Origin of the sequence: Alteromonas sp. B31-7, from assembly GCF_015767655.1 — a bacterium.
Lineage (GTDB): Bacteria > Pseudomonadota > Gammaproteobacteria > Enterobacterales > Alteromonadaceae > Alteromonas > Alteromonas australica.
Map to the genome: position 1 here is coordinate 606,031 of NZ_CP065233.1, position 12,897 is coordinate 618,927.

The window sequence follows — 12,897 nt, forward strand, 5'->3', positions numbered from 1 at the left end:
AAAATGCGAAAAGGAATAATACTAGCTGGCGGATCCGGCACACGTCTGCACCCGCTGACGAAAGTAGTTAGTAAACAATTAATGCCGGTTTATGATAAGCCGATGATTTTTTATCCGCTTACCACTTTAATGATGTCGGGTATCCGTGACGTACTGATTATAACCACCCCAGATGAACAGCAACGTTTTATCGACCTTATTGGCGACGGCTCAGCATTAGGAATGAACATTCAGTACGCGGTTCAACCGTCACCCGATGGTTTGGCGCAAGCGTTCCTTATTGGTGAACAGTTCATTGGAAATGACAGTTGCTCTCTTGTTCTAGGTGATAATATTTATTACGGGCACGATTTAAAGCTTTCACTCCAAAACGCATATAAACAAGAACATGGCGCCACGGTATTCGGTTACCACGTGAACGACCCAGAACGCTATGGAGTAGTAGAATTTGATGACGAATGGAAGGCACTTTCTATTGAAGAAAAGCCAGTCGTGCCGAAATCAAATTACGCGGTAACTGGTTTGTACTATTACGATAATCGCGTGGTAGACTTTGCAAAAGAAGTAAGGCCGTCTCATCGTGGTGAGCTTGAAATAACCGATCTCAACAACCTATATCTGAAAGATGGTAGTTTGAAGGTAGAGTTAATGGGGCGTGGTTCTGCTTGGTTAGATACGGGTACACTCGACTCCTTGTTAGACGCAGCCAATTTCGTCGCGGCCATTGAGAAGCGACAAGGCTTGAAAGTGTGCTGCCCTGAAGAAGTGGCCTATCGGATGGGCTATATTGATGCCCAACAACTTGAAAAGCTTGCAGCGCCCCTTAAGAAAAGTGGGTATGGCGATTATTTGTTAAAAGTAATCAGCGATAGAGTGAAAAATTAAATAGAAAGTGATAAGTAAGAAGGTGGCAGAAGCCACCTTCTTACTTATGTGAATATATGGAACGTACATGCAAGTCATTAAAACAGACATCCCAGACGTAAAAATTATAGAACCGAAAGTGTTCGGCGACGAGCGAGGTTTTTTTCTAGAAACCTTTCGCACCGACTGGTTCAAGAAAGAATGCGCAGAGGTAGACTTTGTTCAAGACAATCATTCGAAATCTAGCCAGGGTATTCTCCGCGGCCTTCATTATCAGATGGAGCAAACCCAAGGTAAGTTAGTGCGTGTTGTTAGCGGTGAAGTGTACGATGTCGCTGTAGATATGCGTAAAGATTCATCTACCTATGGAGCATGGGTCGGGGTTACCTTGTCTGCTGAAAACAAGCGCCAACTTTGGGTACCAGCGGGGTTTGCTCATGGTTTCTACGTTACCAGCGAATCGGCTGAGTTTGTGTACAAGTGTACCGACTATTATCATCCTGAGTCTGAGATATCTGTAAAGTATGATGACCCTACTTTGAATATCGACTGGCCATTAGTGAAGGGTGAAAAGCCTTCTTTATCTGGCAAAGACGAAGCGGGTTTGGCCTTTGTTGACGCGCCAACGTTTTAATAAGTAGGGATTAAAGGAATAACAATGAACATTGTCGTTATTGGAAATGCGGGCCAGCTATCTTATGAGTTGGTGCGTATTCTGGGTGAAGGTACGATTTGTTTAGGGCCGGAAGATACAGATATCACTAATTTTGATGTGTTATCAGAAACCCTGTCTCAATTAGCGCCTGATGTCATCATCAATGCAGCTGCCTATACTGCCGTAGATAAAGCAGAAGAAGACCAAGTGCTGTGCCACGCTATTAATGCCACCGCGGTAGAAAACTTAGCCAAGTACTGCAAACAAGCCGGCGCGTTTTTAGTGCATGTGTCTACCGACTATGTATTTAATGGTCATAAGGGCTCACCGTACTTACCTAACGACCCCATAGAGCCGCAAGGTGTTTACGGCAAAACCAAAGCCGATGGGGAAAAGGCGTTACTTGATATATTGCCTGAAGCAAGTTGTTTGATTCGTACAGCATGGGTGTATTCCGCTCATGGCAATAATTTCGTGAAAACCATGCTTAAGCTAATGGCAGATAAGCCTCAGCTTACTGTGATTGACGACCAAATTGGTACGCCTACCTGGGCGAAAGGGTTGGCGGATGCGTGTGTTAGTGCTGCCCAAAACAAAACAGTCGGTGTGTATCACTGGACTGACGAAGGTGTGGCCAGTTGGTACGACTTTGCGCTCGCTATTCAAGAACTAGGCATAGAAAAAGGCTTTTTAGACAGTGCAATTCCTGTATTGCCTATTCCAAGTAGCCAGTACCCAACGCCTGCTAAACGCCCTCACTACAGTGTGCTAGATAAAACGTCAGCACGTGAAGCGTTTGCAACATGCAACCCAACCCATTGGCGCAAGCAGTTGTCGGCCATGATGGACGAGCTTAAAGCGGCACAATAAGCAGCCATACACAAATTCGAGTTTGGTAAATAAAACATGAGTAAAACAATTTTAGTCACAGGTGGTGCGGGTTTCATTGGCTCTGCAGTAGTTCGTCATCTAATTAACGATACCAACCACACCGTCGTCAACCTAGATAAGCTAACCTACGCGGGTAATTTAGAGTCACTCACGTCGGTTGCAAGCAGCGAACGTTACAGCTTTGAGCAAGTGGATATTTGTGACGCTGACGAAGTCAAGCGCGTGTTTAATACCCATCAGCCCGATATCATTATGCATTTGGCTGCGGAATCTCATGTAGACCGTTCAATTGACGGCCCAGGTGAGTTCATTCAAACAAACGTAGTGGGTACTTACACTTTGCTTGAACAAGCAAGAGCCTATTGGTCTGCCCTTGAAGGCGAAAAGAAAGCCGCCTTTAAATTTCATCATATTTCTACCGATGAAGTGTATGGTGATTTACCGCACCCTGATGAAGTAGCGCCGGGTACAGAGCTCCCGCTTTTCACGGAAACCACACCTTATGCGCCAAGTTCGCCTTATTCAGCCAGTAAAGCCAGTTCAGATCAGCTAGTGCGTTCGTGGCTTCGCACCTATAAGCTCCCCACGCTAGTCACTAACTGCTCGAATAACTACGGCCCGTATCACTTCCCAGAAAAGTTAATTCCTCTGGTTATTCTAAACGCATTGGCAGGCAAGCCACTCCCGGTATATGGTAAAGGTAATCAAATTCGTGATTGGCTTTATGTAGAAGATCATGCGCGAGCACTTGTTGTAGTTGCACTAAATGGTGAAATTGGTGAAACCTACAACATTGGTGGCCATAACGAAAAACAAAATATTGAGGTGGTGCAAACTATTTGCGCTATTTTAGATGACGTTAAGCCTAAAGAAGGCAAGTATGCTGAGCAAATTACTTACGTACAAGATCGCCCTGGCCACGACATGCGCTATGCTATTGATGCAAGCAAGATAGAGCGGGAACTGGGCTGGAAGCCCCAAGAAACCTTCGAAAGTGGTATTCGCAAAACCGTTGAATGGTATTTGAACAACGAAGGCTGGTGGAAAGCCGTTCTTGATGGAAGTTACCAAGGCGAGCGGCTGGGTACTGGGAGCTAATACAGAACGCTTTAAATCGTGATACAATAAAATTGCCGCAAGATTGCGGCTTTTTTATTGAAGTTAGGACAATGTTAACTGTATGAAAAAGTTGGCCATGATGACCGTAAAAGGAATTATAGGGTTAGTTCCAAAACCGGTAAGAAATAAACTTAAGAGCAATCATAAACTAACGGAGTTTTATAGTCGCTCGTTGCAACGCTCAGGTCTGTTCTATGGATTTCCTTCACAGAAGAAGCTTATGGCACTTTACAGTTTCTTTCTTAAACATCAGGAAGCGGAAATTGAAAGAAAAGTCGCTGGCATACCTAACGTGGATGAGATGTTTTTAGTCATAGTTGGCAGCAAGAATATTTCGAGAACGTTAGAAAATTTGAAGCTACTGGGTGTCTCTAAGCGCAATATCAAAGTTGTAGCGAAAGAAAGAGATATACAAGGCCTAACAGGTGTAACCTCTATAAGTGAAGCATGCGCTTCAATTCCTGAACACAACCAAATTGTATTTATCAATAGCGGTGATGTTCTACATCCTAAAGCGCTGACGTTATTTTCATTGCATGGTTCGTCAGCTAGTATTGCCTATAGTGATACTGACAAAGCGAACAAGAAAAAACAAAACGACTCACCCCACTTTTTGCCCAGTTGGAATCCGGATTTACAATTTTCTTCAGCTTACGTGTCTACTGGTGTTGTATGCTCTTCCAGTGTCCTCAATAAATCCGCAATTAAATCTTCTACAATAGCGGGCATGATAAGCGAGTTGTGGTTATTGGATAGCTCAATCTCAATAAAGCATATCCCATACACGTTAATCCATAGATGTGATGATGTAATTGTCACGCGTAAATCGCTAGAAGATGTTGGTAGCGTATTGAGAGCACTCACAAATGCTGCTTCAAACTACGATGAGTCATTGCAAATAAACAGTATTCAATGGCCTGTCGTCGAACAACCTCTGATCTCGCTCATCATTCCGACAAAAAATGGAAAGGAGCTGGTGAGGGCGTGTATAGACTCTATATTGGAGAAAACCCTTTATCAAAATTACGAGATACTGCTTATTGATAATGGTTCTGATGAAAGCGAAAGTTTAGATTACTTTTCGCAATTAGAAAGGCACCCTAAAATACGTGTGCTTCAATATCCTGGTGAGTTTAATTATTCGGCCATTAATAATTTTGGTGTGCAATATGCTAAGGGTTCATTAATCGGATTAATTAATAACGACATTGAAGTCATAAATCCGTCTTGGTTGACAATGATGATAGGGCACGCACTGAGAGAAGACGTTGGTTGTGTAGGGGCTAAGTTATTATATTCTGACGGAAGAATACAGCACGCTGGCGTGGTGTTGGGGTACGGTGGTGGTGCAGGACATGCACATAAATATTTCCCAAGGTACCACCCAGGCTATATTAAGCGCCTAATTGCAACTCAAAATTACTCTGCGGTAACAGCAGCCTGTCTTGTTGTGAAGAAGTCTTTATTCCATAAGGTTGGTGGGCTAAACGAAAAAGATTTGGCCGTTGCTTTTAACGATGTAGACTTTTGTTTAAGAGTAAAAGAAACTGGCGTTAGAAATATATATTGTGCTGAAGCTGAGTTGTATCATCATGAATCAGTTAGTCGGGGGTTAGATCATGCGCCTGAGAAAGCGGCAAGGTTCAACAGGGAATTGACGTATTTAAGGTCAAATTGGGCTAGCTACATAGAAAGTGACCCCGCATATAGCCCAAATCTCACACTTAAGCGCGAAAACTTTTCGGTGAAAGAAAAAGAAGAGTTTTTGTTTCGGTGAAGTCATATAATTTATATTTTACATTGGAAGGTCTTGGAAAATGGAGTCGACAGTGAGTAAATACAAAATAGCCGTAGCAGGCACAGGTTATGTGGGGCTTTCAAATGCTGTGCTACTAGCACAACACAATGAAGTGAAAGCAGTAGACTTGGTAGCAGAGAAAGTAGCGCTTTTAAATGATAGAAAGTCGCCCATTGAAGATAAAGAAATATCAGAATACCTGGCCACTAGAGAACTAGATTTAGAAGCAACACTTGATGCTGAAGTTGCCTACAAAGACGCTGACTATGTAGTGATTGCTACTCCAACTGATTACGACCCACAAACTAACTACTTTAATACTGGCAGTGTCGACGCGGTAATTAAAACCGTCATGAACATTAATCCCAATGCGGTAATGATCATCAAATCAACCGTACCCGTAGGTTTTACAAAAGAAGCTAAAGAACGCCACGGTTCGGAAAATATCATCTTCTCCCCTGAGTTCTTACGCGAAGGCAAAGCCCTGTACGATAACCTTTATCCAAGCCGCATTGTGATTGGGGAAAGAAGTGAGCGTGCAGAAGTGTTTGCTAAATTGCTTCAGCAAGGTGCGATAAAAGAAGACATTAATGTGTTGTTTACCGACAGTACTGAAGCCGAAGCCATTAAGTTATTCGCCAACACGTATTTGGCAATGCGAGTGGCCTATTTTAACGAACTAGACAGCTACGCAGAACGCAATGGGCTAGATACAAAACAAATTATTGAAGGCGTGGGGTTAGACCCACGAATTGGCAATCACTACAACAACCCTAGTTTTGGCTACGGGGGGTATTGCCTGCCCAAAGATACCAAACAACTTTTAGCTAATTACAGTGAAGTGCCTAACAATATGATTCAGGCTATTGTAGATGCTAACCGTACCCGTAAAGATTTTATTGCTGATTCCATCGTTAGCCGTAATCCAAAGATTGTGGGTGTTTATCGCCTAATCATGAAGTCGGGGTCGGATAATTTCCGCGCTAGTGCTATTCAAGGTATCATGAAGCGTATAAAAGCGAAGGGTATTGAAGTGGTGGTGTATGAGCCGGTACTCGAAGAAGACGAGTTTTTCCGCTCACGTGTGGTCAATGATTTAGAAGAGTTTAAGAAAATCTCTGACGTGATTGTGGCTAACCGTATACTCCCTGATATTGAAGATGTGATTGACAAGGTATACAGCCGCGATTTATTTGGGGCTGACTAAGTTTTATTAAGGAAGTACTAAGCTGTATGAAAGTATATACAGAATCAGCGGAAGTTTTCGACTTATTAGAAGCCAATAGGCAAAAAATAAGCGAGTTCGTTTCCGATTTAGGTGTAAACGAAGATGTAAGTATTCTATGTAACGCAGATTGTAATGAATCTAATTTACTGCTATCGAGTGCATTACATAACCTAACAGATCTCCAAGAGACTGCATTAGCGCAAGAAACTGAGCTTTTAGCGGTAAGAAAAGAGTTGGCGGAAACAACCGCTAAGGTTGAAGAGTTAGAGGGAAAAACTAGCTGGCTGAGGAAAAAGGCAAATCAGAGCCAGGGTGTTAAATTTGTTTTGGGCGGTAGTAAAGGAAAGCCATTAAGCGAGGTTAACAAATTACAACTCACCAATAAGGCGCTTACCCAAGTCATTAATAAGCTTAGTGAAGGGCTCGATAGTATTCATCGTAGCCCTGGCTTTTTATTTGGTAAAAAGCGTGAACGCCTCAAAGATTTGAAGTTGATTGCAAATAGCCAACTCTATAGCCAAGATTTCGTAGATAACGAACTACAGTCAATGGGGCTTGAAGTTAAAAAGACATTGGACTTTTTTGCTCTATTTTCCGCTCAACTGGAACTATCACCCTCAAGAGACTTTAATACGACGGATTATTTGAATGCTAATCCAGATGTAAGAGAGTCTATGATGAACCCTCTACTACATTATCTTAAATTCGGGAAAGCAGAGGGCCGAAGGCTTCGATGAGGAATGCCTGAAATCTCTTTTTACCCTCCCTATAATTTTTTCGTCAAAACTTTCTTAAAGCAATGGAGTTCACCAAGTGTTAGAAAGCGAATTGCGTCTAGCGAATGACGCCTTTTCAGAGCAGCGGTTTAATTTGGCGCTAGCGCATTATGAAAATTTCTTTCCATCAAGGGTTAGTGAGCTCGCAGCTTTGCTGTCAGAGAGTCAAGTACTGACACATATTTTTAGGAACTATCTTTTCTGCCTTAAAGTGTTGGGTAGAAATGATAAACTAATTCGTATCCTATACGAATATCTAGCTTACAACCCATTAGACACTGTATTACGGCAAACATACGATTTTAAAGAAAACACGCGACGTGATAATAGTGGTGATGCCCTTCTAAGCATAATCGTGCCAGTTTACAATTCTGGTCAGTATCTTGACCACTGCATCCAATCGATTAGGTCGCAGTCTTATAAGAACTTTGAATTAATACTTGTCAATGATGGCTCTACAGATGATTCGGCAGCTATCATTTCTCGGCATGCAGCTGAAGACCCGAGAATAGTGGTAATTACTAACATGGTTGCTTCTGGAAACCCCGGCACTCCAAGAAACCAAGCCTTGGCTATTGCTACTGGCGACTATGTTGGATTTGTTGATAGCGATGATTGGATTAACAGCGATTTTTACGACAAGCTTATGACGTTAGCAGTGAATAACTCTGCTGATATCGCCTTTTCTGGCGGATTTTACAATCATATGTCAGATGGCAGAGTCAATCAGCGAACCTATACGACAGTAGGGTTTGACGATCCCAATAGTCCACGTTTTAAGACCCATGATAGCTTTATGATTTGGGATAAAGTATTTAAGCGTTCTCTATTGGAAATATTTAACATTCGCTTAGGAGAAACGAAGGCTGCTGTCGATGTGCCATTTATTTTCTCTGCTTATTATTATGCTTCGAATATTGTTTTCGATGATGATTTGGTGGGCTATAACTATCGCAGAGAATCCGAGTCGTCAGTGACCGTTGCTCACCGTAAAAGCTCAAATTGTGAATTCGAATTCCAAGCGTTTGAAGCCGTAAAAAACTGGGCGATTCAACAAGATATCGGTCAATACTATTACTCTATCATTGATATAAAGCTCGTTAGTTCACTGATGTATACACTTAAGATGGTAAACGAGATTTATTTTGACAGTGTCTTCGAGCGAGTAAAGTCACTCTTTGAAATTGTTAATAGCGATGATTTAAAACAATATTGTAAAGCAAATCGAAAGTGGTGGCAGTTTAGAGAGTTCCAAGTTGTGTTGGAGAAAAGTGCCATTGAGGTGAAGCAGTTCTTGGAAGAGAAAAAAAGAGCCGCGGAAGAAAAAGCGTTCGCAAAACTTATTGAACCGCGATTCAAAATGTCTGGAGAAAATCCAGGTGTGCTTTTCTTCCCATGCTGGATGATAAATAACCCTTATCAGAAAATGTTTTATGAATCTCTTTACGACGAATATGGCTTGTCTATAGAAGGGTACGCGCCTAAAGCGCTGGGTACTGCGCTCATAGATAAGAAAAAAGGAGAGTTCAAATACATTCATCTGCATTGGCTCCATAATTTTTTCGACTTTGAGGATGACACAGTTATTGAGGACACAATAACGTCACTTTCTTATGCAAAAGAAAATGGTTTCGAGATTATTTATACTGCGCACAATATTTCTTCTCATGACTCTAAAGATCCAGTGAAAGAAAAACTAAATAGGTCGAGAATTTTAGAGTTGGTCGATCACTCTATCGTCCATGGAAACTTTGCTAAGTCATTATTGGTTGAAGAGTTTTCGGTGGACCCACAGAGTACTCACATTGTGCCACATGGTACCTATGGCAATTTTTACGGTACCATGCCCGCAAAGGAAATGGCCAGGGAGCAATTTAACATTCCTGATTCTGCCACGGTATTTCTCTTTTTCGGTAATATAAAGGGTTACAAGGGAATTTTTAATCTTTTATCTGCATTTAATAAGCTTAGAGCCGAGCGGGACGATGTTTACCTGATTATAGCAGGGCGGGTTTTGGATGAAGATATTATGCCTAAGCTTGTGTCTGAATGTGATGATCGAAATATCGTGTTTCGCCCCGGTTTTATTCAAAATGAAGAGGTTGCTACTTATTTCGCTTGTGCTGATTTATGTGTACTACCTTATGAGGCTGTTTTAACATCCGGCGCCGCCATGCTGAGTTTATCTTTAAGGTGCCCCGTTCTAGCGCCATCAATCGGCGTTCTCCCAGAAATTGTAACCGACAATATAGGGATGCTGTTTAAAGATTTTGAAGATATGGAATTGAAGCTAAGCCTTTTTGCTGACGGGAAATCACCAATTTTCGACGCTTCAAACTTTGATGAATTCCTTCACTCCTACAGTTGGCCAAACGTGGTGAAAAATCTACCTTTCTTACGTGTACCTGCGCCATTGAACTACGTGAAGAAATCAATCTAAGGAAAATAAAAGATATGGAAAAAGTTGATATAGCAGTTGTTTTCTATGAAAAAGAGGCAGCATTACTTGGCCTTCTAGTTCGTTCAATCGAGCTGTATTGCCCTAGCGATTTGATTGATAAGTTATATTTTATCAATAACTCCATAGATTCCGATTTAGGTAGGAAGTGTTTCGAGCGTGATGTGCTACCGAATTTCGACAAGTTTTCTTCTCGCGTAAAGCTTATAAGTGCCAGTGATCTAGGGGTTGATGTAGAAAGTAATTTTGACCCTTATATAGCTCAGCAAGCATTGAAATTAGAGTTTCATAAGGTTACAGACAAATCTCATTACCTTGTATTAGACGCGAAAAATCATTTCATACGCGCTCTGACCCAAAGCGATCTATTTTCAAATGAAGGCAAACCTGTTTCTCACCACCAAGTACACAGAGGCTATCCAGGAACCTTACTGGCAAACAGTTGTAATTATTTTGACGTAGAAGTTGCCCAAGCGCAGCCGGTACTTCCTATGGTTACCCCTTATCTTATGATTACGCAAATTGCAGGCAAGGTTTGTAAGCATATTGAAGAGAAGGAAGGTATTGATGTATACGCGTTTATTGAGAAGAAAGGCAAAGTATCTGAGTTCATGCTCTATTGTGCGTTCATATTAGCAAATGGTGGCATTGAAAATACTTATTCGATTAAACCTAAACCTTACGCCACTTTATTTACAAAATGGCCTGAGTCAGAAAGTGATATTAAACAGGTACTACAAAGCACCGGGAAAGAGCATATTGTTACCTTTGCCATCCATATTAATCGCTTTCAACAACTGACCCATGATCACATAAACTTCATAACGCAAATGTGGGTCGAGCGTAATTTGTTCGATTCAATAGAGGCAGGAAAAGCCTTTATAAATGATCAAGTATTAGGTGTAAAAGGCAACGCGCCTCAGAGCATGGCGAAAGGAGACGGGAAGGTCGTGGTGGGCGACGGAGGCAGGTTATTTATTGCGAACGACTCCAATAACGTTATAGGGCAACATCAAGGGAAAAGACTGTTAACGGACAAACAAGTTAAAACCTGGCGTTACTTACTGGAGGTGCGTAAAGCACTTTGCGGTTCTAAAGGAATTTCGTATCACTTTTTAGTTGTTCCAGATGCACATGCAGTGTATCGAGAACAATTACCAATGTTAAAAAACACCGAGAGCACTCGACCGGTTAAACAATTACTGGATGCCGTTGTTGATTACTCATATTTAACCTATCCACTAGATGAACTTATTAATTCGAAAGATAGCGGTGAACCCTACCATCCAGCTGACTCTCACTACACCTCTTTTGGCGCCTATATCTGTTATAGAGAAGTCATAAACCGTATACAAAAGAAACTTTTTTGCCTAAGTTCTGATGAGGTTCAACTTGTACCTAAAAATGGTACGGGAGACCTAGGTGAAAAGTTTGAACCCGTTCGGACCGCTGATTTTACAGAGTGCGTGGTGAAGCAGCCTAAAGCAAAAAAAGTTTGGACGAATAATGTTGTTAATAAAGGCCAAATGTCAGTTTGGATTAACGAAGATAAGACTAAGCCTACATGCCTCCTTTTTACTGACTCTTACGGGTGGAAGATTCAACCCTTTTTAGCTGAAACCTTTAGCATCTTGTATATAGTACACAGCCCATTAGTTGAGATAGAGGCAATAGATACTTTTAATCCTGACTTCGTTCTAACGGTCATGGCAGAGAGGTTTTTAATCTACCCGCCGGATGACTTGTTTCATAAAACAGCTCAAGAGTTTGCGGCAGAAAAAGTGGGGAAAGTTAAGAGTTACACTGAAATCAAAGCGCTTGCTATGGATAAACATCGTTCACTTTAATTTTATCCAATAAGCGTTGCAGCGCTAGAGGTCAAAATGCAAATTATTCAAATGGACTAATTAGTATTTGACCTCTAGACAAAAGTTCTCATCGTTAGTGTATTAGGAAGAGTGCTTCTTCCAATGAATCTAATGTCGTTATTTAAAAGTGAGAATATCGGATGCCAAGGCCTTATATTCATGCCATATTTTTATACTTGGCAAGTTGGCAATAGATTTCGAAGTATCAAGCCACGGCTTCACTCCACCAGCGTAGTGTAGAACCGATAGCTGCTTCAAGATATCTTTATAGACGTCGTCGCTCGCTAACCGTAAGTAACTATCTTGGAAATTATACGCCGAGGGCGCCATTCCAAACAGGGTTTTATTATCTCTAAAAAATTCACTTAAAAGGCCCTGTTCGTGAATTGAAATACGCTCAGAAGCAAAGGTTGTTAACTCTCTGAAAAATTTAGCGTTCAAAATCTCAGAGTTTATAAGCATGACTCCCGAGTTTATTCTCGCTTTGTGTTTATTATCAAAGTTTCCTATCAATAAGTTTTGTAATGAGGCGTCTGTATTTTCAGTTTTAATCGATTGCTGGAATTGCGGACAAGTGACTAATGCTTTTTCAGGGTGCGCATTTACTAATCCTTCTAGCGAATCTAAGATGAGCATGTCAACGTCTAAGAATAATAGCTTTTCTGTTGCCTGTTCTTCAAAAACGCACCACTTTAAGAAGGTACCTCTGTTCCAATCTGCTCTCTCGGGGCGTTTAACATTTTCTTTAGCTAAACGATAAAGGAGGTCTCTTTTTTCTCCTGAGAGGAGGCTTATACGATCTGCAACGAGTTTAATGATAGGATCTTCTTCGAGTGTTAGGTCATCTGTATAAATAACTATGGGGTTTTTACACAATACGCCATTTGCAGCCATGCTCGCGATCATGACTTTAAAGCAATGTGAATAGCCACTATCGAATGCGAAAGCTAAAGTGATATTCGATGTGGTTGTTGTAGCATCGGTGACTTTAACGTCTATAAGACCTTTCTCATGAAGAGAGTAAATTGACATGGTTTCCTACTTTTTGTTTTCCTTGAGAATAGAATGCTTAGAGGTGTTTACTGGTCGCTATTTTCAATGGCGTATACCTCAATAAACTCAGCGGCAATTTATCACCATATGTTATTCGATTCTAGAGGGGGGTTAGTGCATGTGAGCTCGAAGTCTCTGAATGTTTCATATGGTAGCGCGAAACGATAACGTAAGTCATGTAACTATA

General features: G+C 41.4%; 10 protein-coding genes. 9 read left to right on the plus strand and 1 reads right to left on the minus strand.

What is annotated here, in order from left to right; genetic code table 11:
* Window positions 1–3 precede the first annotated feature (3 nt).
* From rfbA to IUA53_RS02700, 9 genes are all read left to right on the plus strand, one after another.
* Window positions 4–885 (plus strand): glucose-1-phosphate thymidylyltransferase RfbA, encoded by an 882-nt coding sequence (gene rfbA, locus IUA53_RS02660; RefSeq protein WP_196898265.1) that lies wholly within the window; start codon window positions 4–6, stop codon window positions 883–885.
* A gap of 67 nt (window positions 886–952) precedes the next feature.
* Complete coding sequence (gene rfbC, locus IUA53_RS02665; protein ID WP_196898267.1) at window positions 953–1,498, plus strand: dTDP-4-dehydrorhamnose 3,5-epimerase; 546 nt, start codon at window positions 953–955, stop codon at window positions 1,496–1,498.
* 24 nt (window positions 1,499–1,522) lie between these two features.
* Complete coding sequence (rfbD, locus tag IUA53_RS02670) at window positions 1,523–2,389, plus strand: dTDP-4-dehydrorhamnose reductase (protein WP_196898269.1); 867 nt, start codon at window positions 1,523–1,525, stop codon at window positions 2,387–2,389.
* A 36-nt stretch (window positions 2,390–2,425) separates the two neighbouring features.
* Window positions 2,426–3,508, plus strand: coding sequence for a dTDP-glucose 4,6-dehydratase (gene rfbB / locus IUA53_RS02675; RefSeq protein ID WP_196898271.1), 1,083 nt, complete (start codon window positions 2,426–2,428; stop codon window positions 3,506–3,508).
* A gap of 82 nt (window positions 3,509–3,590) precedes the next feature.
* Window positions 3,591–5,306 (plus strand): glycosyltransferase family 2 protein, encoded by a 1,716-nt coding sequence (locus IUA53_RS02680; RefSeq protein ID WP_196898273.1) that lies wholly within the window; start codon window positions 3,591–3,593, stop codon window positions 5,304–5,306.
* Window positions 5,307–5,346: 40 nt separating this feature from the next.
* Complete coding sequence (locus IUA53_RS02685; RefSeq protein WP_196898275.1) at window positions 5,347–6,534, plus strand: nucleotide sugar dehydrogenase; 1,188 nt, start codon at window positions 5,347–5,349, stop codon at window positions 6,532–6,534.
* A gap of 26 nt (window positions 6,535–6,560) precedes the next feature.
* Window positions 6,561–7,292 carry a hypothetical protein gene (locus IUA53_RS02690; RefSeq protein ID WP_196898277.1) on the plus strand — a complete coding sequence of 244 codons (732 nt, stop codon included), beginning with the start codon at window positions 6,561–6,563 and terminating at the stop codon, window positions 7,290–7,292.
* 76 nt (window positions 7,293–7,368) lie between these two features.
* Entirely contained in the window at window positions 7,369–9,771 is a 2,403-nt protein-coding gene (locus IUA53_RS02695; protein WP_196898279.1) for a glycosyltransferase, read from the plus strand.
* 14 nt (window positions 9,772–9,785) lie between these two features.
* Window positions 9,786–11,636 (plus strand): DUF6492 family protein, encoded by a 1,851-nt coding sequence (locus IUA53_RS02700; protein WP_196898281.1) that lies wholly within the window; start codon window positions 9,786–9,788, stop codon window positions 11,634–11,636.
* A 138-nt stretch (window positions 11,637–11,774) separates the two neighbouring features.
* Here IUA53_RS02700 and IUA53_RS02705 read toward each other — a convergent pair whose 3' ends face one another.
* Window positions 11,775–12,689 (minus strand): glycosyltransferase, encoded by a 915-nt coding sequence (locus tag IUA53_RS02705; protein ID WP_196898283.1) that lies wholly within the window; start codon window positions 12,687–12,689, stop codon window positions 11,775–11,777.
* Window positions 12,690–12,897 lie beyond the last annotated feature (208 nt).

Excerpts from the sequence above, each read along its gene's own strand:
- rfbA (WP_196898265.1), top strand. The coding sequence starts at position 4 with ATGCGAAAAGGAATAATACTAGCTGGCGGATCCGGCACACGTCTGCAC.
- rfbC (WP_196898267.1), top strand. The coding sequence starts at position 953 with ATGCAAGTCATTAAAACAGACATCCCAGACGTAAAAATTATAGAACCG.
- rfbD (WP_196898269.1), top strand. The coding sequence starts at position 1,523 with ATGAACATTGTCGTTATTGGAAATGCGGGCCAGCTATCTTATGAGTTG.
- rfbB (WP_196898271.1), top strand. The coding sequence starts at position 2,426 with ATGAGTAAAACAATTTTAGTCACAGGTGGTGCGGGTTTCATTGGCTCT.
- IUA53_RS02680 (WP_196898273.1), top strand. The coding sequence starts at position 3,591 with ATGAAAAAGTTGGCCATGATGACCGTAAAAGGAATTATAGGGTTAGTT.
- IUA53_RS02685 (WP_196898275.1), top strand. The coding sequence starts at position 5,347 with ATGGAGTCGACAGTGAGTAAATACAAAATAGCCGTAGCAGGCACAGGT.
- IUA53_RS02690 (WP_196898277.1), top strand. The coding sequence starts at position 6,561 with ATGAAAGTATATACAGAATCAGCGGAAGTTTTCGACTTATTAGAAGCC.
- IUA53_RS02700 (WP_196898281.1), top strand. The coding sequence starts at position 9,786 with ATGGAAAAAGTTGATATAGCAGTTGTTTTCTATGAAAAAGAGGCAGCA.
- IUA53_RS02705 (WP_196898283.1), bottom strand. The coding sequence starts at position 12,689 with ATGTCAATTTACTCTCTTCATGAGAAAGGTCTTATAGACGTTAAAGTC.